Genomic DNA, 21,358 nt, shown 5'->3' with positions numbered 1-21,358 from the left:
AGCGATCATGACCGATATCCAATACAGCATTCCCCACGAAGTCGAAGGCAGGGTTGCACTGGTCACCGGAGCCGCCAGTGGCATCGGCAAGGCCATCGCATTGCTGTTGCATGCCCGCGGCGCCAAGGTGGTCGCGGAAGACATCAACCCCGCCGTCCATGAGCTGGCCCGTCCCGGGCTGGTACCGCTGGAGGCTGACATCACCGAGGATGGCGCTGCCGAGCGCGCCGTTGGCCTGGCCGTCGAACAGTTCGGCCGGTTGGACATCCTGGTCAACAACGCCGGGATCATTATCAACAAGCTGGTGATCGACATGACGCGCCAGGACTGGGAGCGCATCCAGGCGGTCAACGCCACCGCCGCCTTCCTGCATTCACGCGAAGCGGTCAAGGCAATGATGCCCAAAAAGTCGGGGGCCATCGTCAACATTGCGTCCTACGCGTCCTATTTTGCCTTCCCGACCATTGCCGCCTACACCGCCTCCAAGGGTGCCCTGGCACAACTGACGCGGACCCTGGCGCTGGAAGTCATCGGGCATGGCATTCGCGTCAATGCGGTCGGAGTTGGCGATGTGGTCACCAACATCCTCAATGACGTGGTCGAGGACGGCGCGGCGTTCCTTGCCCAGCACGGTGAAGCCGCGCCTATTGGCCGAGCCGCACAGCCGGAAGAAATTGCCGAGGTGGTTGCGTTCCTGGCGTCGGACCGTGCCAGCTTTATCGTCGGTTCGGTGGTCATGGCGGACGGTGGCATGACGGTCACTGCTGGCTGAGTCAAGAAAAACGGCGCCTATCCCATGAAGGGTAAGCGCCGTTTTTTTGCCTGCGGCCTTGAGCGTTTGTTCAGAGTTGCACCCGACGAAGTCTGCCGTTTAACGGCACCACGCTTCCATCTGGCGCAGGCAGTGGCCGCCCGACCAGACCCATGCCTTCGCTGACCAGTACCGCGTCGGGTAACAGGCACAGGTTGGAAGGGGTATCCAGGTCGCGGGCGAGCACCGTGACCTGGGCTGTCTGCAAGTCGCAGCTAAGCAGTCGCCCACTGAACCGGGTAAAGCCACCATGCAGGGGTTCGCCGTTCCAGTCGGGGAGCAACGGTTGTTGCAGGCGCTCGCAGAGCTCCAGCACCAGCAACTGGCCGTTGGGGCGCAGCGCCAGCCCGGTGGGCAGTTGCAGGCCGCGAATCAGGGTGTCGATCCTGGCGCTGTCCGGCCAGACCCGGATCACCTGGCCGGCCTTCTCGGCGAAGTCGATGCCCTTGCGGCTCGGGTCGCCGTGCAGTTCGCCCGAGAACAGGCTGATCAGCACGGCGTCTGTCGCCGGTTCGTACACCAGGGTCACGGGAACGGCCTCCTGGCCTTGATCCAGTTCGGGCAGTTGCGCCAGTACGCGCTCTTCCTGGCCTGTGACGAACTCCACCAACTGGTTGGTATCGGGCTTGACGGCCAGCCAACTGCGGCGGGTCGGGTGGTAGCACAGCGCATTCAGGTTGCCACGGCTATGAAAGACCGGTTCGGGCGGTGTGAATTGCAGGTCCAGCAGTTTGGAGCCGGCGACGTAATCGGTCTGGCTGACCAGGCAGCGTCCGTCACCACAGGCGATGTCCGACACCCCCATGATTTCATCGCGCAGCATGCGCGCCTGCATGTTCATGGCGCGAAACGCTTGGGCCAGGGTTTCGCGGGGCAGGTAGGCGCCGGGCCGCTGCGGATCCGGTCGCAGTCGGCTGATACGGCCGCTGAAGGGTTGGTCGGGCAACCCCGAGCCTGCTTCGGTCAGCAGCAGGCTGCCATCGGCTTGCAGGCAGAGGCCGCGAGGGTTCAGCAGGTCCTCGGCGACCAGGGTGCTGGGGCGCAGGTTTTCCCCGGGGTGTGCGGGGATCTGAAGGGGAACGGGCATAGGCTCTCTCCGTGAATGAGCAGGGGATACGGTCATTGCGGCGGCTGCCACGGTTCACCGGTGAGATAGGCCCGCAGCAACGCCCGTTGGCAGGGCGACATCGAGCGCACCACGGGCATGAACAGTGTGGTGCCTTTGTAGGCGTCCGAGGTGCGGGCGAGGATGGGGTTCTTGGCGCCCATGATGGCGTCGGGCTGATTCAGCGGGATATAGCGCGACATGGCGGGGAAGGCCAGGTAGTGGAAGCGCAGCACGTTGGGATACATCAGCGGCCAGGTGATGGTGGTGCCCTTGGGAATGCCGAAGTCGGTCTGGGCGTATTTGCGAAAGTTGGTGAAGTAAGCGCTGCTGTCGAGGCCATTGGCCGTGCAGGTCAGGGCGACGAAACCGGCCTGGGCGGCGTTGCCCGGTTTGACGGTGACGGGGAAGCTGACTGAAAGCTGGCCGGCGCTGACCGTCAGCGAGTCAGGGTAGTCGAGGAAGTCCCAGTACTGCGGTTCTTTGTACGTGGGAGGATCAGCTGCCGGGATTGCCTGCAGGCCGATTTCGGTGGTGCTGGGGACCGCCCCGCCGAGGTACCTGACCTGCAGGGTGATCGACAGGCCGTTGGGGTAGTCCTCCAGGTAGACGTTGCGCTGGTCGGCATAGATCCGATAGGTCGACTCGGTGGCTTGCAACGTGGTGCCGGCGACCTTGCCCGGAGCGTTGATTGCCAAGGCAGAGGTCCTTACTGCCTGTAGCTGGTCGGCGGTCAGGGGCAGGTCGACGATGCCGCCATACACGTAGTAGTCGAATAAAAAGCGGCTGGTCGGCTCCAGGGTCGTCAGGGTGGTGGTGCCGGCACTGATGGTCACGGTCCCGTAATCGGCGTTGGGGCCGATCGGGCTGGTGATGTCGTCCCTGACGGCCCGGAAGGTTTCCTTCGGAATGACGTTCACCATGTCGATGCTCAGGTAACCGGTGTCGCCCAGGTCGGCATAGCCGGCATTGCCGGTACTCTGGTTGACCAGTTGCCGGCCCGGCTGGCAGTTCAGCGGCTCGTCGGCGAAGGCCGGGGCCAAGGTGCCGATGACCCGGCCGATGCTCGGGTTGGGCGTGTACTTGCCGGCGACGTAGTCGGCGTCCAGTTGTTCGGTGGTCATCGTCGGGCACATTTCGAACATGACGAAACGCAGGACGATGCCCGTCGCTCCTGGTGCCTGGATGATCGAGCGCAGGCCGCTGCTGTTCTGGTTCCAACTGACAATGCTGCTCAACGGGAAGGTCAGTTGAAACGTGCCGCTGGCATGGAAAGAGCCCGGCGCGTCCATTTTCGCTGGCAGCAGCACACGTCCCGCCACGTCGAAACTGCTGCACACGGTGTTGCTGCGGATCAGCAGTTGGATGTTGTCGTTGCCACCGATTTGCAGGCCGCCGACGAAGATCTGGGTGGTCGTCGAGGAGGTGGGGTCCAGGTCCACCATCATCGGGCCGGAAACGGGGCCCTGGCCGGTCACCGGGTCCACCGAACCGAGCAAATAGACGGCCTGGCCCACCAGGTCGCCGGTGGTGTTGATGCTGCCGGGGATGCCCTGGGAGCTGATCAAGGCGTTCTGCATGTCGACGACATGCTGCCCGTAGTGATTCCAGCCACCGGCGGTGTAGTAGTTGCCGGCGGGGGCATTGATCATGTTGTTCAACTGGTCGTCGGTGTAGGGCTCGGCGCCCGGTGCCAGGGTCGAGGTGGTCAGGTCGAAGAGCGGCCAGTCATCGTTGCCATCGTAGGGAATGGTCGGGGAGTTGTTCGGCAGGCTGACGTCGGTGCGGATGCCGCCCCAGAAGTTCAGCCGTGGTCCGTTCAGGATGCTCATGAGTTATTCCTCGTCCTTGATGGTTTTGCCGACAGGTGAATTGGCAAATTTGAACAGGTAGGAGTAGTCGGATTTGTAGGGACTCTTGACCGGTGTCGCCATGGAGTGGCAATTCATGCAGCTGCTGTTGGGCTGGATGTAGCTTTCCATGGTCACGTTGGCCGAAAGGGCGGGGGTCGGCTGGCCCAGCGGGTTGCTGGGGTTGTCCGGCATCAGCGGGCGCTGGGTGGTGATGAGTTGGTAGTACTTCAATACGCTGCGTTGCAGGCCCGGGTCGCTGCGGTAACGGGTGTTGACCTCGTTGGTGATCTCGGCGATCGGGGTGTACCGGTTCAACGGGTTCGGGGTCTGGAAGGTGGTGCCAGGCTTGGGCACGCAGACCAGGTGTGCGCCCTGGGTCTGCCAATCGCAGGGCGACTGGTTGAGCGTGGCTGCCGGGGCGCTGGCGTTGAAGTAGGAATAAGCCGTGCCGGAGGTCGGCTGGTCGACCCATACGCCGTTCACCAGCGTTTTGGGCGGAACGTTGTCGATCTGTTCGAAGGTCGACCAGATCCACTGCGGATAGCCGTTCACCTTGGTGATGACGTGCAGTCCTACCAGGCCCAGGTAGGCCTCGGTGACGCCGGTGCGCTGGCCTTGGTCGTCGAACGTGGCCACGCGCGCAAGCATGGTCAGGTAGCGGCTGGCATTGTCGTTGGGGGTGAGGATGCGCCAGCTCGATTTGACCTCGATGACCCCATAGGGGAAGTGGATGTTGTTGGCTTTGGAAACCACATCGGCGTTATAGAACTGGTTGGCGACGATGTAGTTGTAGGAGGTCTCGTTGGCCGAGATGTCGTAGTAGGTCGGGTTGCCGGCCTGGTCGATCAGCCAGCCGCCGACGGCCTGGTCGACGGCATTCACCTGGGAACTGTTCTTCAGCGCGGCGATGTTGATGATGCCCAGGCTCTTGGCAAGCTGCGGGGTGTTCCAGGGGCCTGGGTCGGCCCCCCGTGGCAGGAAGGTTTCTTCCACGGTCTTGTAGGTCTGCCAAACGGTGTAGCCGGGGTCCCCCGGCTGTTTGCTGCAGTCGGGATCACCGCGCTGTCCCGCCTGGGCGGGCCAGTTCACGGCGATGAACAGCTGCCAGCTGTATTGATCGAACAGGTCCTGGCTGGCATTGGCCGCTGGCGCCGTGCTGGGGGGTTGGCAATTCAGGTTCGAGGCCTGCGTCCGTGGCATGGCTTGCTCTTGGGATGGGCCCTGGGATTGCTCCAGGGCCAGGGCCGGAAGGTTGGCCAGGCCCAGCAGTACCAGGATGAAACGGAGTGAAGTGTTCATGGCGATCCTTCGTCATTGGTCAGGGTTTGCGCTGCATGAGCTTGTTCCACTGCGCCTTTTGCCCGTTGCTCTGTGAAGCCGGTGGCTCGAACAGCTGGCAGGGCGGTGGATTCGCCGGGCACATCGCGGCCACCTGCGCCCAGGTCTGGGCAGGGTCCGGTTTGGCGATGCGGAAGTTGGTGTAGTTCTGGCTGACGATGGGGGCATTGGCGACGCTGGTGTCACCGGAGAAAAAGAACGATTGGGGCTGCCGGTAGGGCGGTTGCCCCGACATTTTCTTGTAGAAGGCATAGCCGAACAGGATCGGACCCTGCGGCGATTGAAGGTCCAGCGCGTAGGCCTGCACGCTGCCATTGAGGTTCTGGCTGCGCTCGGCGCTGTAGGGCAGGTGCTGGATGAAGTCTTGCCGCGGCGGATGATTCATCGGCGAAAACATGCAGCAGGCCGGCATGTCCTTGGGGCGATCCTGCGGGTAGGTCAGGAAGTACGCCTTGTTGCCCAGGGACACGAAGGAGCAGGTGTAGTTGTTGTTCTTGATCGGGAAGATCGGCAGGCAGTACTTCTCATAGTGCTCCATCATCGCACCGAAACCGTCGCCATCGGCCGGGATATAGGCCGTGTCGTAGTAGCTGGTTCCTCGGGAGACGGTGTAGTCCGCCGGGGTCAGGGTGGAGGGCGGATTGCTGTAGGGCGGCGGGTTTTTCTCATAATTGTGCATCACCCGGTACATGGTCCAATCGCTGATCCAGAACGCCGGGAAAAACGGATCGGAAGGCTCGCCTGGGAGGCGTTTGGCGATGCAGTTGCCGTTCTGTTCGTTGCAGCCCTCGGTGTTGTGCACGCCCATGGTGAAGTACACGGCACCGCTGTCCTGTTGGGCAAAAAGCCCCGGACTGAACAACAGGATCAGTAACAACAGTCGGCTCAAAATGCAGGCTTTCATATCGACACTCCTGTGCAGTACCGGGCGGCGGGCTCGCCACCCGGTGATCCTGGGTGAAATCGTCAAAGGCCGTTGTAGTCACTCATGCTGAGTTTCTTGGGCGGATAGTTGAACTTCACCAGGCGCTTGGCCCACAGCTCCAGGACGGCGCGGCGGCTTTGGGACATGTCCCGGGTGATGGGCATCGCAAGGGTGCTCTGGTCCTGGTAATCCTTGCTGATCAACAAGATCAATTGGTCGATTGCGCCCTCCACGCGCGTCCGGGAATTGAGCGGCATGAACTTGTTCATGATGGGGTACAGGTAATAGAAGGTTTGCAGGATCCTTGGATAAATGAACGTGTCCCACAGCAGCTCTGGAGCGTTTGTTTTCTCGTAGATGGTGTTCCAGGTGTCGATGAAGTCCTGTTGCAACTGCATGTCCACGGGCAGCACCCGTATCGGTGCGAGGAAGTCGACGTAGGCCTGGGTGATCGGGAAGCTGAACGGAATGGCCGGTTTTTTGCCGTTCTCCTGCACGAAAAAGCGCAAGGTAGGGAAGCCTGGCGCCACTGCCCGGCAGCCTATCTGGGCGATGCCTTGGGCGTTGGTGGTGATGACGGCGTAGGAGTAACTGACGCTGCTGGCCTTCTTGTCCTGCAGTGTACCGGTGCCGTTGATGCCTTTGTCGAAGACCAGGCAGGGGCGCAGGTCGACGGCGACCGGCGTACCGGACGATTTGAGGAAATCTTGATACCCGACCGGTGTGCCCACGGGGTCGGGCACGTCCTGCAGTTCGGTCAGCCGGCGACCGCTGCCGGTGCTGCGATAGAGGGCGACCTTGGGCGCGTCGATGAACTGCGGCAGATTGGCTGTGTTGTTGATACGGGCCAACGGGTTGTCGTAGAACAGCGTGAAATCGGCCGCATTACTGAAAGCCAGGTAGTAATTGCTGCTGGTCACCATGTAGGGATTGCCGTACTCCGCGACATACAACGTGGTGTTGGCGGCCGGCTGACCATTTTTCTGCACCATGATGCTCAGCGTCTTGCGCTCACCAACATCGATGAAGCTGCCGCTCTCGATGACTTCGGCGGTCCACAGTTGCTGGCCGGCGGCCATCTTCGGAGGGGCGGCCGGGATGCGCTGTTGCAGCAGCAGAGGACCGGATTGCAGCAGTGCCTTGGCTTCGGCGTTGAGCGTGAGATCGAGGATGCCTGAGCGTAGCTCGAAAGCCGATTGCTGGTATTTGTCGAAGCCGAAGCCGATCCCCGCCATGAACCGTCCCTTCTGGCGCACGCCCAACAGGTAGTCTCCGGCGTTGAATTTCTCAGGGACCAGGATGTCGGCTGCGGGGTCAACGGGATAACACGGGAACGTGTTGCTCAGGTCCAGCGACAGGGTATTACCGTTGATCTGCGCCGAGATCACCCCCAATGGGACACTATGATTCCCAGCGGGGCCCGGTTGAACGACCGGGACTGGCTGGGTGGGTACCAGGCGCACCCCGGCGGGAGCGGTGGGGTATTCGTTGGCGAACCACAGACCCAGCACCGCCGAGGTGCGGCTGTAGGCGGGGTTGAAGAAAATCTCGTTGACGTTGTTCAAACCTGCCTTGTACAGGTCACGCACATGCTTAATGCTGTCCGTGTGGTTGGAACGGGTGTCGAGGCGCTGCGGGTAATCGTTGAACACACCATTCTTGTCGTAGCAGGTCAGGTAGGCCGAAAACCGGAACATCAGGCCCTGGGCCCCTTGCTGCGTCATCTGCTGCTGGAGGTTGGCCAGCAGACGCGAGTTGCCAATCGCCCATTCCAGGTTCTCCTTGGGAAAGCAGGTCTGCCAGGTGGTGCTGACATTCACCAGGCCACCCAGGGCTCCCCAATTGAAGTTCAGGAAACGGTCCATCATCCGATACTTGCGGTTGAGAGTCAGGCCGCAGGACGTATCCCCCAGCACCAGTTTGTCGAAATACAATGCCGTAAACGTGTTCTGCCATGGGCTGATGTCCACGAAGCGCGCCACGGTCGGGGCGGATCCGCCCAGAGGGCTGCCGAGTAACTGGTATTTCGCGCCGATCAGCGAATCCTGAGCGATGTAGGTATTGGCCTGCAGCTCGCCGCCGATGACGGTCGAGGTGGTTTTCCCGTAGTTCACCAGACCACAACTGTTGTCACCGAACAGATCCCATTCGGCGGGCATGTACGGGTCATGCTTCGGATTGATATTGCCTGGCACCTGCTGCACATAGGTCGGCATGTCAGTCATGTACTGCGTCGAGAGGATCCATGGCATCAGCCTGTCGGGGGCATTGTGGGGGTCGATGCCGAAGTGCTTCACGAACGGCCAGTTGATGTCCATCTTCACCGCGTCATACAGCGGGTACACGTCGTTGTTATTGGCCGTCGGCGGGTTCCAGAACATCTCGCCGTTGAGGTAGATGCGGGGGAAATTCAATATGCTCATGTCGTGCTCTCCTTAGCGTTGCCACTTGGCGTGTTTCAGCGACCAGACAAAATCCAGTTTTTTGTAGCCGAAGAAAGCCTCTTTCGGCAGCGGCGTAGTGGGGTAGGTGAGACCGCCTGAGGTCGGGATGGCGAAACTGAACCAACCGTGGTTCTTCGAGTAGGCGGCGGTGCCGTGGCAGGCCAGGCAGGATGATGTGTCCTGGAATGCCGACTCCAATTGCGAGTTCGCCAGGACCTGGGTAATGGGCTGGAATTCCACGCCGATCAACTGGTACTTCGACAGCGTCGGGTTATTGGCCTGGAACTGGGTGTTGACGGGTTTGGCGTCCGCTGTCGGCCCGGTGCTGTTTGTCATCGGCTTGGGCGGATAGTCCTTGTTCACGGTGTACTTGGGGTTGTTGACGTTTTCGAAGGTGGTCCAGACCCAGTCGGAGGTCAGTTTGTTGACCACATGCAAACCGCTCAACGCCGCATAGCCGACCTTGTACCCGCTACCCACGGCGTAGTAGGCCTGGGCCACGTAGTAGCCATCTTTTTCCAGCTGCTTCTTGTAGTCCGGGTCCGTGCCGATCCATAGCCAGGCGGCTTTCAACTCCCAGGCCGTGGCCGGAAAATTCAGGTCGCTGGTCAGGGCCTCTTGACCATCCACGTTGTAGACATTGGTTTTTACGATGTAGTTGTAGGTGTCCTGGCCCATCAGCAGTTGAAAGCGCACGACGTGACCTTGTTGTGTGGTAGGCACGGCGGCGCCGCCCATGGCCAGGCTCAGGCCGTCGACCTGCTGCACAGCGTTGATGTTATGCAGGAGACGGTTCGGGTCCAGCCCCAGCGCCTTGGCTTGCCTGAGCACCTCGCTCGGTGGCTTCATGCGGCTGTCATACGAACCGGGGTTGGCGCCATTGGCCAGATAGACCTGATCGGAAGGCTTGAACAGCTCCCACTGACGGTTGTAACCGTTGGCGTCGGACTGGTTCAAACAGACGAACCAGTTCCAGGCCATGGTCTCCGGGCTCTTGTTGAACGCGGTCCGGGTCTGGTCGGCGTTGTATCCAAATTGCAGGAAGTTACCGCAATTGAAGTTGGTGGCGTTCTCGGCCTGGGCCAAACCGGCCAGGGCACTGAGAACGGTTATGGAAATGGCTCGCCGCATGGAAGCTCCTTGGCATTCGCCGTATCGGCATGAGGGTGCCCCCGGAAGTGTTCCAGGAGCAGTTGCTTCACCGCCGTGGCCGCAAGGTGCTGTGGCAACGACAGATCACAATTGGTGATGAGCAGCGGGCCGGTCTTCTCGCTCGTGGGCAGCCGTCCGTGGCTGCCGCGGACCAGGCGGGTGTCCAGCGGAATCAGGTCCATGTAGTAGCGAAAGCCGAGCTTTTTCTGGAGCAGGCGGCGCGCCACTTTCAATTTCGGGAAGCGAATGGCCGGGTCGATGAACAGCTCGAGCGGGTCGTAACCTGGCTTGCGATGGATGTCCACGGTGCGGGCAAAGTCGGGAGCCTTGCGCTCGTCGAACCAGTAGTAGTAATCGAACCAGTAACCGGGCGCGGCCACGGCCACCAGCTCGCCGCTGCGGGGATGATCCAGTTGCCAGGCCTGTTGTTCGGTTTTATCCAGTACCTGTTCGATGCCGGCCTGGCGTTGCAACAGCGCCTTGACGCGGGGGATGTCGCGCGCTTGCTTGACGTAGATGTGCGCGACCTGATGATCGGCCACGGCAAACGCTGCACTGGCACCGGGATCGAGCAACTCCCAGGTCAGCGATTGGCGTACCTGCAACAAGCCCTCGGCACGTAATAACCGGTTGATGGAAACGGATTGGGTGACGGCTTCGATCCCGTATTCGGACAGCAGCATCACTGCCGCGTCTTGTGCTTGGGCAAAGTCCAGCAGACGCCCGACTTCGCTGTCGATGGCGCGTACCTCGTCGGCAATCGACGGGTGATCGGGCCCCAGGCGTTGCAGGCTGTAGTCGAGGTGGGGCAGGTAGATCAATTGCAGGTCGGGATGGTTGAGCTGGAATTCGGCAATGGCACAATCGACGATCCAGCGACTCGAGGCGATGCCGGCCGCCGGTCCCCAGAAGCTCGGAAAGGGAAACTCGCCGATCTGCTGTTCGATACGCTCATGCAACGAGGCCGGCGCCGAATACAGGCCGAACATCTTGCGACCATCGGCCGGGTAGTGGGGCCGTGGGGTAATGGCGGCGTCCACGTCGGCATACATGTTGTACCACCAGAACAACTGGCTGCAGCGAAACCCGGGGTACTGACGCTTGAGTGTCTGCCAGACCTTTTCCCCCTGGATCAGTGCGTTGGGTTGCAGCCAGAAACGCACTTCGGCTTGGTCGCGGAAATACCAGCCGTTGCCGATGATGCCGTGTTCCGACGGTGGCTGTCCCGTGAGGATCGAGGCCTGCACGGTCGAAGTGACCGCCGGGAACACCGGTTGCAGCGTGGCCATCTTGGCCGTTTTCAACAGGGCATTGATGCAGGGCGTCGCGGCACCCAACAGCGCGGGCGTCAGGCCGACCACGTTGATCAGCAGCAGCGGCTGGCGCACAGGATCAGAGCGCATGGGCATGGGCCTCCAGCGCTTGAGGTTGCAGCAAGCGGCGCTGCTGCAACTGGTCCTCGACCCAATGCAACTCCGCCGCGATGCCCTGGAGTTGGGCGTGCTCGGTCGTGGGCCGCAATTGGCTGGGCAGGACGCCCCAGCTGTAGGTTTCCACTTCCAGTACGGGGCGAAAATCCCCATGGTCGGACAAAAAGTCGAACGTCTGCGACAGGGCAAGCTGGCTGCCGCTGAGTTCGGGCAGCAGCAACTGCTCGCTGAACAGCGGAATGTGGAAGTGAATCCTCAGTTCGGGATGAGAGACGCGGTTTTGCTCACAATCATCCAGGGCCGCGGGGAGGTCCGCCCAGGCCGATAACCGGTCCTGTCCATTGCGGGCCTTCACTTGATGCAGGTAGGTGGGTTCGGCAAAACCGCTCAATGTCTTGAGCACCTGTTCGCGCCGGAGCTCGTCCTCAGGCAGGCGACAAATCAGTGCATTGGATAACTGGATCTTGCCGATGGGGACCCGGGCCTGACGCAATCGGTCCAGTGATTGATAGCAGTCTTCGAACATCACGGCCTGGTGGCAAACGTCAAAGCACAGCGCCAGGTGTTCATGGTGCGGGTCCGTGGCTTGCCAATGGCGGAAGAAGGCGATGGCCTGGTCGGTGTTTTCCAGCACGCAATCGGGTTCCATCTCCAGGCAGACCACGATCTTCTTGCCTGTCTCCCGTTGCAGCCGGGCCAGTCCGGCAGTGAGCTCGCGCAGTTGGTGCTCGGCACGTTGCTGTAGCGTCGGGCTCCAGTGGGCGGCATAGCCCAGCGGCAGGCTGGAAATCACCCCCTGGGCACAGTCCGCTGGCAGGGCCTGGGCGAGAAATCGAGCCAGGTCCAGGCTGTACGCCAGCCGCTGCGGATCGGCCCAGCTGGGCAGGTAGACGTCGGCTTTCACCGCGCCCTGGTGGAATTGGCCGTAGGGAAACCCATTGAGTGAGGTCAGGCGTAGCCCGCTGCGTTGCAGCAGGTCGAGGAAATCCGCACGGGTCGGCGCTTGTTGGAGTTCGGCGGCGGCGAGGGCGCTGATCCACAATCCACTGTCCTGCGTGTCGAGCCCGCGCAGTGTGCGCACGGTGTGGAAATGCCGTTCGACGGATGCGCGCAGCCCGCCCAGGTCATGGGTCGGGTGCACGTTGCTGCAATAGCCGATCTGCGTGGCCGTCCAACCCGTGCGGGCGCTCATTTGATCACCGGTTCCTGGCCCCGCAGGGCGGAGTTGTCCTGCCATTGCCGCCGCTGATCGATGGGCAGGGGCGTGCTGACCAGGGCTTTGTCCAACTGGCCGCTCTGGGCAAAAAAGTCCACCGGGTTGTGGAACAGCACTTGTTCGACCTGGCCTTCATTGAAGCCTGCGGCCAACATTGCCTGGCCGGTCTTGGGCACCTTGAGCGGGTCGCTGATGCCCCAGTCGGCGGCGCTGTTGACCACCATTTTTTCCGTGCCGTACTGCTGCAGCAGCGCGACCATGCGCTGTTCCGACATCTTGGTATTGGGGTAGATGGAGTGGCCGCGCCAGCAGTCGCTGTCCAGCACCAGGGGCAGGGTCAGTTCGTTGAGGTGGTCGATGATCACCATATGTTCGGCAATGCCGACCTCGCGAATGACCGCGAGCGTGCGTTTGGTGCCGCCGATCTTGTCGCGGTGCGGCGTGTGCACCAGCACCGGCAGATTGAATTGCTTGGCCAGCTCCAATTGCGCGGCGAGGAAGCGATCCTCTTCCGGGGTGATGTCGTCGTAGCCGATTTCACCCACCGCCACCACGCCGTCTTTCACCAGGTAGCGCGGCAGAATCTCCAGCACCTCGTTGGCCACCGACAGGTCATTGGCCTCCTTGGGGTTCAGGCCAATGGTGCAGAAGTGATGGATGCCAAACATGCTGGCGCGAAAGCGTTCCCAGCCCAACAGTGTGTCGAAGTAGTCGATGAAGCTGCCGACGCTGGTCCTGGCCTGGCCCTGCCAGAAGGCCGGCTCGATCACCCCCGTGATGCCGGCGGCCGCCATGTTCTGGTAATCGTCAGTGGTGCGGCTGACCATATGGATATGCGGGTCGAAGTACTTGAGCATGGTGAATCCTCGTCAAAAAAAGCGGGGGACGGTGGGGCATCAGTTCGGCGAAACGCCGCCCAGGTGCTCGTGCCATTGCGCCGGCAAGCGTCGTTGCTGGCCCAGGCCGGCCAGGCGCTGACGTTGCGCCGGGCTCAGCAGGTCGAAGGCAATCACGTGGGGCAGTCCGGCGGACACCGTTCGTTCGGCGGCGAGTTGTTCGTCCAGCAGGTCGAGGGCCAACTGGTTGAGGGTGACGCTTTGTCGTTGCGCCAGGCCGATCAGGCGTCGTACGTCGAGGCCCATGCCCAGCGCTTTCAACACCAGTTGGTTGAAGGCCTGTTCGTTGTAGTGACGCGACGGGTAGGCGGTGTCCAGGGCGAGGGCGGCGAACACCTGGCTGTTGCTGGTGCGCCCGGCCTGGCGTGCAAGCTCCACGCACGCCCCGCGACTATCGAGCCAATCGAGGGCCTTCAAGGTGGCGACCTTTTCCTGGTCGTCGCCCCACAGGAACAATTGGTGCAGCAGGGCGACTTGCTCGGCGGCGGGCTGCTGTTCCAGCACCTGGGCCAGCAGCAACGCCCGCGCCATTTGGACGTTACTCCAGCCGGCGATATCGGGCAGTGCTCGCTCCTTGAGGTTGCGTTTGCATTGGCTGCTCAAGAGTGCCGAGGTATTGGAGTCCGGGCGCTGGGCAAGTTGCTCCTGTGCCTGGCGCCACCATTGCCGCTCGGTTTCTTCGAGTTGACGAATGAAATCTTGCCGTTGTTCGTTCACGCAGTCGTGGCGCATGTCGAGGGCCGCCGATGCCGGTGCAGTAACGTCCGTGTTCATGTTGGTTTGATCCAGCGTTGGAAATGAGGAAGCAGGAAAAACACCAGGACACATAACAGGCTGCCCAGGGGCTGGTCAGCCACGGCCAGCACCAGGGCATCGAACAGCGGCAGGGCTGCCAGGCCAGCGCCGATAAAGGCGCGGACCTGCCGTTGCCGAGGGTTGGCCAGGTTGCGCCAGTAGTGCCAGCCCAACCAGCCAAGCCATAACAGCAGCACCGGCCAGAACCAGGCGCTGCCTGCGTAGATCGCCAAAGCCAGTGGACTCAGCATCAGTAGCAGGGGGAGGCGGCTGATCAGTTGGTTGCGGTGTTCCTGGCGAGCCAGGTAGGTCAGGCCGCTGATGTAGACACCGAGCAAAATGGCGCAGAGCCAGATCGGTCCCGGCGGCAGTGCCAGACTGGCCGCTGCGGTGAGGTAGAGCGCCGAGCGGCAGGCTCCCATCAGCCAGACGCTGTGGGCGTATTTCTTGTGCAGCAGGTTGTAACCGAGGATGCAGCCCACCAACAGGGTGGCGCTGCCCAGCAGCCAGTGCGGCTGCTCGATCAACCGGCTCAGGCCCAGCAGCGAGGCCGCGGCCAGCACCAGCAACAACGCAGTGGCCAGCCGTACTTGCTGGCGGCTGACCAGGCCCAGGGTAATGGGGCGGGGGTTGTGATGTTGCTGGTCCCAGTCGGCGTCCAACAGGTCGTTCAACAGCATGCCGGCCAGGTACAGCAGCGACAGTGCCGCCAGCAGCAGGATCCACACCAGGGAAGACGGCGGTGCCAGGGCCCCGGCGCTGCTGGCGAGCAGGGCGGCGGCCAAGGTGTTGGTCCACACCGTGGGCAGGTTGGACACACGGCCGAGGGTCAGCCAGGCCTTGAGGTTCGGCGCGGTCTGGTTCATTGCGCACAGCGCTCGTTCAGGGGTAGCGCAAGCTCGACCTGGGTGGACAGCCGCTGCAATGCCTGCTCCATTCGCGCGGTATCGATTTCATGCAAGTCCACCGACTCGCCGATCCGGCTGAGCATGGGGATGGAGAGTTGCCCACCCAGATGCTGGCGGAACTCCTCCAGCCCCAGCAAAACCTGCGAGCGGCCCAGTGCATCTTTCAAGATCAGTTCCGGCGGGTTCAGGCAGAAGCCGAGCTTGAGCAGCAGGTTCAGCACCCGTTCGGTGTCGCTGTCGTTCAACAACCCCAAGGCATTGGCATAGAGTCCATCCAGAGCCATGCCCACCGCGACGGCTTCACCATGGCGCAGTCGGTGCTGACTGAGATTTTCCAGTTTGTGAGCGGCCCAATGCCCGTAGTCCAAGGGCCGCCCGTTACCGCGTTCGAAGGGGTCGCCAGCACCGGTGATGTGCGCCAGGTGCAATTCGGCGCAGCGGCGGATCGCATAGCGGCTGGCCCCATGTTCGAAGCAGGCGAGGGCGTCGGCCTGTTGCTCCATCCACTGGAAAAACGCCTGGTCCTTGATCAGCGCCACCTTGACCGCCTCGGCCAGCCCGGCGATCTGGTCGCGCCGGGTCAGGCTGGTCAGCAATTGAAAGTCGTTGATGACTGCGGTGGCGGGATAGAAGGCGCCCAGCAGGTTCTTCTGGCCGAAGGCGTTGATGCCGTTTTTCACACCGATGCCGGCGTCGTTCTGGGCGAGCACGGTGCTGGGGATGCGAATCAGGCGAATGCCGCGGTGGAAGGTGGCGCAGGCGTAGCCCACCGCATCCAGCACCGCGCCGCCACCGAGGGCCAGCACATGGCAGTGCCGGTCCAAGCCATGTTTCAGCATGTCGGTGTACAGCCGCTGCAACACCTGTGAATCCTTGCTCGACTCGCCGGCCGGGACCGCTATCGGCGGCGCCTGCAGGTGCAAGTCAGGAAAGTGGCTGGCGAAGTAGGCGTTGATCTGTTCCAGCAGGTGCGGGGCGCTGTGCAGCAATTGTTCATCGGCGAATATCAACACCGTGACCGGGCCCCTGTGGCCGGCCATGAGCTGGCGGTGCAGGCAGGGATTGAGTGGATCGAATACATGATCGGTGAATACCACCGGGTAGTCGTAGCTGACCTTGAAGCGCCCGTGCAACGGTTGCTCCGCGTCGCTGCGGCGAAGGCTCTTGAACAGGCTGTACCCGGCGATGAACAGCCCGGGCAATACCATGCTGGCGAGCAGGGTCACCAACAGCGCGTTCTGCTCGACGAGAAAGGTGCCAATGGCGCTGTAGGCCAATGCCAGGCCAGCATTGGCCAGGGTGGTGACGAGGATGAACGCGCGCAGCGGGTAGCGTTGCATCCCGGCGGCGACGACCGAGGTTTCCGCCAGCACCGGGACCCCGCGCAGGCAGATCAACGACAGTGTGCCCAACCGGTACGCCAGTTGCCCCGGCTGGCGCTGATGCAGGCCCAGGCGGCCGGCCAACAAACGCAAATAGCCGGCTCCCAAGGCATAGCCCAACCCGGCGCCCAGGCACAGCCCCACGAAAATCGCCAGGTAACCCCCCACGCTGCCAAGCATCGCTACGGCCAGCAGCGCGACCATGCTCGACGGCACCGGCAGCACCACGTCCAGCGCCAGCAGGGCGATCAGCAGCAACGCCAGGTAGAGTTTCTGCGCGGGCGTCGAGGGCTGGTACAGGTTGAGATGGGTCAGGAAATCCTGGATCTGTTGTTCGAACAGCAAGAAGCTGGCGATCACCAGGGCTGAAAAGCAAACCAACGACAGCCAGAAATGTCCGGCTGCGCCTTTTTGCGAGAGCAAACGATACCCACGGCCATGCTTCATCAAGCATCCCTCTTGTTGTTATTGACTGATTCCGTGTCAGTAATTGAAAGCAACGCCAAGTGTGTGTTTTAGGCCAATAGACGCTCTCGCCCGAAGGGCTGTCAGGTGTGGTTGATGATGTGGTTGGAGACAGGTTTGAATCTAGACGGCCCGGGTGTTTTTGCAAGGTCATCTGATGGCAATTTGATTTGGGCTGCCACTGCGCGTTTCAGGTACCCCGTACCAGCGGCTTGTCCCGCTCGTTCAGGGCCTCGAATACCCGCGCAACTGCGCCGGGCTGACGCCAAGGCGTTGCTTGAACAGCGTGGTCATGTGCGCCTGGGAGTTGAAGCCACAAGTGTGGGCGATATCGGTCAGTCGGGCGGTTGAATCGCGCATCAGCGCCCGTGCCTTGGCCAGGCGCCGGTCGATCAGGTAGCTGTGTGGACTTTTGCCGGTGGCATTCTTGAATGCCCGCATGAAATACCCTTCGGACAAGCCAAGCAGGCCGGCCATTTCCTTGACCCCCAGCGGACCGTCGAGACCGGCGTCGATGAACTCGTCGAGCAGGCGCATTCGCCCGCCGGTGATGGACCCTTGTACGGTGGCCGAAAACGTCTTGGGGTCCTTTACCCGTTCAGCCAATCCGAGCGCCCAGGCCTCCCAGTCATCCTCTGCGCTGGCACGCAGCAATGCGCTGCGTATTCTCAGCGCGAGGGTGATGGCCTGCTGGTCAATACGGTTGTTGAACGCATGCTCCCCCGGCAACGCCATACCGTCGGTGCGCACGACCCGCAGGTATTCACCGCCCCTGGGGGACTCGGAGAACACGTCGCATTCGGCGGGGACGAATGCCAGGCCGTTGGGGATCGCCTCGAAGGGTTGCACGCGGTCGCTGCCGATGGCATGCAGGCCGCGCTGGCTGTCGAAGGCGAAGCCGATCGCCGACTGGGTGGCGACATAGCGGGTGGCGTAGGCGCAGCCGGGCAGCAATTCGATCGCCCACGGTCCTGCCTCGATGCGACGGACCGGTTCGGACTGGGGCGGCTGGTGGCGGTTTCGAGGGTTCATGAACAGCATAGTAGTGAAGAGAGAGCCTGAAAGTCAGGTCAGTTTTCTGAAAGCCCGCCGGTGGTGCCCTGATTAGACTGGGCAAAAACCCGGAGGCCCATCATGCACACACTGACTCGCGACGATATCGAACAAGCTGCCCGCCACTTATACGAAGTCATGCCCGCCACCGCCCAGTACGCCTGGCCCTTGCTGGCTGAGCGGTTGGGTTGCACGGTGTGGGTCAAGCACGAGAACCACACCCCGACGGGGGCCTTCAAGGTGCGCGGCGGCCTGACCTTCGTGCGCTGGCTCATGCGCGAGCACCCAGAGGCAAAAGGCATCGTCACGGCGACTCGCGGCAACCATGGCCAGAGCCTGGCGCTGGCGGCCAGCGCATTGGGTTTGAAAGCGTTGATCGTCGTGCCGCACGGTAACTCGCTGGAGAAGAACAACGCCATGCGCGGTTTTGGCGGCGAGGTGGTCGAGTATGGCCGCGATTTCGATGAGGCCCGTGAAGAGGCCGTACGCCTGGCCCAAGTGCATGGCCTCTACCTGGTGCCGCCGTTCCATCCCGAGTTGGTCAAGGGCGTGTCGACCTATGGGCTCGAGCTGTTCAACGCGGTGCCGGACCTGGACACCGTCTATGTGCCGATAGGCTGCGGCTCGGGGATCTGCGCGGTCATCGCCGCCCGCGATGCCTTGGGCCTGAAGACCCACGTGGTGGGCGTGGTGTCCACCGAGGCCGTCGCGGCGAAGTTGTCGTTTGAAACGGGCAGGCTATGCGAGACCGATTCGGCGAACACCTTTGCCGACGGCTTGGCCGTGCGCAGACCCATTCCCGAGGCCTTTGCCATCTACGGCGCCGGGGCGGCGCGAATCGTCGCGGTCAGCGACGCTGAAATTGCCGGGGCCATGCGGGCGTATTACACCGACACCCACAACCTCGCCGAAGGTGCCGGCGCGGCCGCCTTGGCAGCGCTGATGCAGGAGCGTGAAACGATGCGGGGGAAAAGGGTGGCGGTGATTCTGTCCGGTGGGAATATCGACCGGCCGGTGTATGCGAATCTGATTGGCTGAATCCAGGCTTGCCGTTGTGGAAGGCGTTTCCACGCGACAAGTTTAGATCGATTATTTCTTACGGTTATTTATATAGGTTTGGATGGCATATCGATGACCGGAGAATCGAAGCTGTCGTAGGGGAAGTGTCTGCAATGAAAGCGCAGGGCATGCAGCAGCAGACGACTCTGCGCGCGTCACTCCGGTAAGCCTGCTTGAACGTTCATTCCTGCTGTTCGACCGTCATCTTGTCGGGCCCGGGCCAATCCTTAGAATCCGCCCCATCAGCCTCATCCGACTCTCGAACCTTACAGGGAACACCACCATGATGAATGCCATGCAGATGCCGATGAACGCCAACATGCCGATGATGCCAATGATGGGCATGCCGATGATGATGGCGACCATGACCTGCGAAATGATGGATGACGGCATGCTGTGCAAAATGATGCCCGCTGCCGGCATGGACATGGCCATGTTCAAGAACAGCGCTGACATGATGCAGATGATGATGAACTGCGGCATGCCGATGATGATGCACTGCGGCAACATGAGCATGATGTGCATGTCCCCGGCGAGCATGGCCATGCCGATGGCGAGCATGATGATGCCAATGCCTATGATGGGCATGCCGATGCCGTCGATGAAGTGTGTGATGGAATGTACGGTGATGGCTGACTGCATGATGTGCAAAGTCATGCCGATGGCCGGCATGAACATGGACATGATGAAAAGCTGCTGCGCCTTGATGATGAAGATGATGAACGACTGCAGCATGCCGATGATGATGAGCTGCAACGGTATGCCGATGATGTGCTGCACCTGCTGATTCGTTGCTATGGTCAGTGGGGAAGCCTGGCAGTGCGGTGATGTTGTTTACTTATGCCGTTACCGCAGAAACGGATATACACACCACCCTGCCTTTCAGTCCAGGCGTTCCGGGTAGGTAACCACCAGATACGCCACCGCTTCACTGTCGGCCGGGTTGCGATAGCGGTGAGGCTGGTCGGCATAGAACAGAATCGAATCGCCCGTGGAGAGCAGGTAGCGCTCGTCGTTGACGCTGATCTCCAGCACACCTTGGGACACCACCAGGTTTTCCTGGACGCCGGGCCCGTGCCCTTCGGACTGGTCCTCGCCCAAGGGGCTCAGGCGCAGCTCGTAGAATTCCGACTGGCGTGCCACATCGAACGGAAACAAGGCGCGGCTGACGAACGCGCCATTGGCGCTGACCAGGCGTTTGCTCTGGCTGGCCGACAGCACTGCCACCCCTTCGAAAGCCCGGTGTTCCAGGAACGCGGCCACCGACACCTTCAAGCCCTTGGCGATTTTGCACAGCACCTTGATCGACGGCACGCTGCGTCCGGATTCGATCTGCGCCAGCATGGCCCGGCTTACCCCGCACTGGCGGGCGAGGGCGTCGAGGGACAGGTGTCGCTTGGCGCGCAGGCGTTGCAGGTTCTGCGCAACCCGTTCGCAGATCGGATCCTCATCCAAGGCTTCCAGGTGATTGAGGTCCACTTCGGGTTCATCGGTACTCGCCAAAAAGCGCGAGGGTTCCTGGGCGCTCACGCCTGGTACGTCCTGGTCGGCTGGGACGCCTGGATCCACTGGAACGCCTGGTAACCGGCATTACGCGCGTACATTTCCCACATGGCCCGGGCCAGTTGCCGGGCCTGCTTGCGTTTGCGGAATTGGACGAAGTCGATAACGTTGTCAGTCGGTTTCATGAGGCACTTCACTGTCGTGACCAAAGGGACGGGATGAGCTGAGAGTACGTGGTTATGTTTATAACCATAAATACTGATTGTTTATTTATTAATGCTTTTGTGTTCTTAGCGAGGCGCCTGATCAAATCACGTGGGCGCGGTGCAATTCGGTCAGGGCCAGCGCCTTGAGTCGGGCCAGCAACGGGTCGCGCCGGTCACGCGGGTGGTCCAGTTGCACCGCCAATTCTTGGCGAATGCGGCTCGGGCGGTTATCCATCACCAACACCCGGTCGCTCAGGTACAGCGCCTCGTCGACATCATGTGTCACCAGCAACAGGGCGATGGCGTGCCGCTCGGCCAGTTGCAGCAACAGGTCCTGCAGTTTCATCCGGGTGAAGGCATCCACGGCGCTGAAGGGCTCGTCCAGCAACAGCACCTGTGGTCGCGAGTACAGGCCGCGGGCAATCGCCACCCGTTGCGCCATGCCGCCGGACAACGCCTTGGGCAAGGCATCGGCAAAACCCGTGAGGCCGACTTCCTCGATCAACTGCGCGACCCAGGCCTGATCGTAATGGTCGTCATCGCTGAAGCCTATGTTCTGCTGCACCGTCAGCCAGGGCATCAACCGCGGTTCCTGGAACACAAAGGCCAATTGTTCGGTGTGGCTGAGCAGTTGCCCTTCAAAGTCCTTTTCCAGGCCGGCGACGATGCGCAGCAAGGTGCTTTTGCCGCAGCCGCTGGGACCCAACAGGCTCACGGTTTCTCGAGGCTGTAATTGCAGGTGGATGTGATTGAGCACGGTGGTGGCGGCGAAGGTCTTGCGCTCGACGTGGATCTCCAGCATGGCTTGGGTCATGGC

19 protein-coding genes are annotated in these 21,358 nt (G+C 61.7%); 3 read left to right on the top strand and 16 right to left on the bottom strand.

From position 1 onward, the window contains the following. Positions 1-7: 7 nt before the first annotated feature. A complete protein-coding gene (locus AB4O22_RS13255) occupies positions 8-772 on the top strand; it encodes an SDR family NAD(P)-dependent oxidoreductase (RefSeq protein WP_223471746.1) in 765 nt (254 codons plus the stop codon). 70 nt (positions 773-842) lie between these two features. Here AB4O22_RS13255 and AB4O22_RS13250 read toward each other — a convergent pair whose 3' ends face one another. From AB4O22_RS13250 to AB4O22_RS13190, 13 genes are all read right to left on the bottom strand, one after another. Beyond that, the gene (locus AB4O22_RS13250; RefSeq protein ID WP_223471747.1) at positions 843-1,898 is read right to left on the bottom strand and encodes a hypothetical protein; all 1,056 of its coding nucleotides are present in this window, start codon (positions 1,896-1,898) and stop codon (positions 843-845) included. Positions 1,899-1,930: 32 nt separating this feature from the next. Continuing rightward, the gene (locus AB4O22_RS13245) at positions 1,931-3,748 is read right to left on the bottom strand and encodes a hypothetical protein (protein ID WP_460096462.1); all 1,818 of its coding nucleotides are present in this window, start codon (positions 3,746-3,748) and stop codon (positions 1,931-1,933) included. 3 nt (positions 3,749-3,751) lie between these two features. Further along, on the bottom strand, positions 3,752-5,068 hold the full coding sequence (locus AB4O22_RS13240) for a hypothetical protein (protein ID WP_223471749.1): 1,317 nt from the start codon (positions 5,066-5,068) through the stop codon (positions 3,752-3,754). 19 nt (positions 5,069-5,087) lie between these two features. After that, positions 5,088-6,011, bottom strand: a complete 924-nt coding sequence (locus AB4O22_RS13235; RefSeq protein ID WP_223471750.1) for a hypothetical protein — start codon at positions 6,009-6,011, stop codon at positions 5,088-5,090. Between the two features lie 62 nt (positions 6,012-6,073). Then, on the bottom strand, positions 6,074-8,455 hold the full coding sequence (locus AB4O22_RS13230; RefSeq protein ID WP_223471751.1) for a hypothetical protein: 2,382 nt from the start codon (positions 8,453-8,455) through the stop codon (positions 6,074-6,076). Between the two features lie 12 nt (positions 8,456-8,467). Continuing rightward, the gene (locus tag AB4O22_RS13225; protein WP_460096461.1) at positions 8,468-9,607 is read right to left on the bottom strand and encodes a hypothetical protein; all 1,140 of its coding nucleotides are present in this window, start codon (positions 9,605-9,607) and stop codon (positions 8,468-8,470) included. Beyond that, on the bottom strand, positions 9,586-11,031 hold the full coding sequence (locus AB4O22_RS13220; RefSeq protein WP_460096460.1) for an alkaline phosphatase family protein: 1,446 nt from the start codon (positions 11,029-11,031) through the stop codon (positions 9,586-9,588). Before AB4O22_RS13220 ends, AB4O22_RS13225 begins: the two co-directional genes overlap by 22 nt. Then, positions 11,021-12,250 carry a metabolite traffic protein EboE gene (gene eboE / locus AB4O22_RS13215; protein WP_460096459.1) on the bottom strand — a complete coding sequence of 410 codons (1,230 nt, stop codon included), beginning with the start codon at positions 12,248-12,250 and terminating at the stop codon, positions 11,021-11,023. Before eboE ends, AB4O22_RS13220 begins: the two co-directional genes overlap by 11 nt. After that, entirely contained in the window at positions 12,247-13,131 is an 885-nt protein-coding gene (locus AB4O22_RS13210) for a TatD family hydrolase (RefSeq protein ID WP_460096458.1), read from the bottom strand. The genes eboE and AB4O22_RS13210 overlap by 4 nt, the downstream gene beginning before the upstream one ends. Before the next feature lie 39 nt (positions 13,132-13,170). Then, positions 13,171-13,944, bottom strand: coding sequence for an EboA domain-containing protein (locus AB4O22_RS13205; RefSeq protein WP_460096456.1), 774 nt, complete (start codon positions 13,942-13,944; stop codon positions 13,171-13,173). Beyond that, positions 13,941-14,831, bottom strand: coding sequence for a UbiA family prenyltransferase (locus tag AB4O22_RS13200; protein WP_223471756.1), 891 nt, complete (start codon positions 14,829-14,831; stop codon positions 13,941-13,943). Before AB4O22_RS13200 ends, AB4O22_RS13205 begins: the two co-directional genes overlap by 4 nt. Further along, the gene (locus AB4O22_RS13195; protein ID WP_460096455.1) at positions 14,828-16,702 is read right to left on the bottom strand and encodes a 3-dehydroquinate synthase; all 1,875 of its coding nucleotides are present in this window, start codon (positions 16,700-16,702) and stop codon (positions 14,828-14,830) included. Before AB4O22_RS13195 ends, AB4O22_RS13200 begins: the two co-directional genes overlap by 4 nt. Before the next feature lie 243 nt (positions 16,703-16,945). Then, positions 16,946-17,761, bottom strand: coding sequence for a helix-turn-helix transcriptional regulator (locus AB4O22_RS13190; protein ID WP_460096454.1), 816 nt, complete (start codon positions 17,759-17,761; stop codon positions 16,946-16,948). Positions 17,762-17,854: 93 nt separating this feature from the next. Between AB4O22_RS13190 and AB4O22_RS13185 the strand changes: the two genes are divergently transcribed. Together AB4O22_RS13185 and AB4O22_RS13180 are read left to right on the top strand one after the other, a co-directional pair. Next, complete coding sequence (locus AB4O22_RS13185) at positions 17,855-18,811, top strand: threonine dehydratase (protein WP_460096453.1); 957 nt, start codon at positions 17,855-17,857, stop codon at positions 18,809-18,811. 304 nt (positions 18,812-19,115) lie between these two features. Next, positions 19,116-19,619: a hypothetical protein gene (locus AB4O22_RS13180; protein ID WP_077506097.1), complete on the top strand. Its 504-nt coding sequence runs from the start codon at positions 19,116-19,118 to the stop codon at positions 19,617-19,619. A gap of 95 nt (positions 19,620-19,714) precedes the next feature. Here AB4O22_RS13180 and AB4O22_RS13175 read toward each other — a convergent pair whose 3' ends face one another. The 3 genes from AB4O22_RS13175 to AB4O22_RS13165 all read right to left on the bottom strand — a co-directional run bounded on the left by AB4O22_RS13175 (position 19,715) and on the right by AB4O22_RS13165 (position 21,355). Next, positions 19,715-20,311 (bottom strand): helix-turn-helix domain-containing protein, encoded by a 597-nt coding sequence (locus tag AB4O22_RS13175; RefSeq protein ID WP_223471820.1) that lies wholly within the window; start codon positions 20,309-20,311, stop codon positions 19,715-19,717. A 47-nt stretch (positions 20,312-20,358) separates the two neighbouring features. Further along, positions 20,359-20,520: a hypothetical protein gene (locus AB4O22_RS13170; protein WP_223471759.1), complete on the bottom strand. Its 162-nt coding sequence runs from the start codon at positions 20,518-20,520 to the stop codon at positions 20,359-20,361. A 121-nt stretch (positions 20,521-20,641) separates the two neighbouring features. After that, positions 20,642-21,355 carry an ABC transporter ATP-binding protein gene (locus AB4O22_RS13165; RefSeq protein ID WP_223471760.1) on the bottom strand — a complete coding sequence of 238 codons (714 nt, stop codon included), beginning with the start codon at positions 21,353-21,355 and terminating at the stop codon, positions 20,642-20,644. Positions 21,356-21,358 lie beyond the last annotated feature (3 nt).

The organism is Pseudomonas sp. S3_B11 (assembly GCF_054667715.1).
The sequence above is the reverse complement of the archived record's forward strand: the minus strand, read 5'-3'. Positions and strand labels throughout refer to the sequence as shown.

Bases quoted from the DNA above. Each gene is read 5' to 3' on its own strand.
- AB4O22_RS13245 (WP_460096462.1), bottom strand. From the start codon at position 3,748: ATGAGCATCCTGAACGGACCACGGCTGAACTTCTGGGGCGGCATCCGC.
- AB4O22_RS13250 (WP_223471747.1), bottom strand. From the start codon at position 1,898: ATGCCCGTTCCCCTTCAGATCCCCGCACACCCCGGGGAAAACCTGCGC.
- AB4O22_RS13255 (WP_223471746.1), top strand. From the start codon at position 8: ATGACCGATATCCAATACAGCATTCCCCACGAAGTCGAAGGCAGGGTT.
- AB4O22_RS13165 (WP_223471760.1), bottom strand. From the start codon at position 21,355: ATGACCCAAGCCATGCTGGAGATCCACGTCGAGCGCAAGACCTTCGCC.
- AB4O22_RS13240 (WP_223471749.1), bottom strand. From the start codon at position 5,068: ATGAACACTTCACTCCGTTTCATCCTGGTACTGCTGGGCCTGGCCAAC.
- AB4O22_RS13170 (WP_223471759.1), bottom strand. From the start codon at position 20,520: ATGAAACCGACTGACAACGTTATCGACTTCGTCCAATTCCGCAAACGC.
- AB4O22_RS13230 (WP_223471751.1), bottom strand. From the start codon at position 8,455: ATGAGCATATTGAATTTCCCCCGCATCTACCTCAACGGCGAGATGTTC.
- AB4O22_RS13190 (WP_460096454.1), bottom strand. From the start codon at position 17,761: ATGCTGTTCATGAACCCTCGAAACCGCCACCAGCCGCCCCAGTCCGAA.
- AB4O22_RS13195 (WP_460096455.1), bottom strand. From the start codon at position 16,702: ATGAAGCATGGCCGTGGGTATCGTTTGCTCTCGCAAAAAGGCGCAGCC.
- AB4O22_RS13205 (WP_460096456.1), bottom strand. From the start codon at position 13,944: ATGAACACGGACGTTACTGCACCGGCATCGGCGGCCCTCGACATGCGC.
- AB4O22_RS13220 (WP_460096460.1), bottom strand. From the start codon at position 11,031: ATGCGCTCTGATCCTGTGCGCCAGCCGCTGCTGCTGATCAACGTGGTC.
- eboE (WP_460096459.1), bottom strand. From the start codon at position 12,250: ATGAGCGCCCGCACGGGTTGGACGGCCACGCAGATCGGCTATTGCAGC.
- AB4O22_RS13210 (WP_460096458.1), bottom strand. From the start codon at position 13,131: ATGCTCAAGTACTTCGACCCGCATATCCATATGGTCAGCCGCACCACT.
- AB4O22_RS13225 (WP_460096461.1), bottom strand. From the start codon at position 9,607: ATGCGGCGAGCCATTTCCATAACCGTTCTCAGTGCCCTGGCCGGTTTG.
- AB4O22_RS13200 (WP_223471756.1), bottom strand. From the start codon at position 14,831: ATGAACCAGACCGCGCCGAACCTCAAGGCCTGGCTGACCCTCGGCCGT.
- AB4O22_RS13180 (WP_077506097.1), top strand. From the start codon at position 19,116: ATGATGAATGCCATGCAGATGCCGATGAACGCCAACATGCCGATGATG.
- AB4O22_RS13235 (WP_223471750.1), bottom strand. From the start codon at position 6,011: ATGAAAGCCTGCATTTTGAGCCGACTGTTGTTACTGATCCTGTTGTTC.
- AB4O22_RS13185 (WP_460096453.1), top strand. From the start codon at position 17,855: ATGCACACACTGACTCGCGACGATATCGAACAAGCTGCCCGCCACTTA.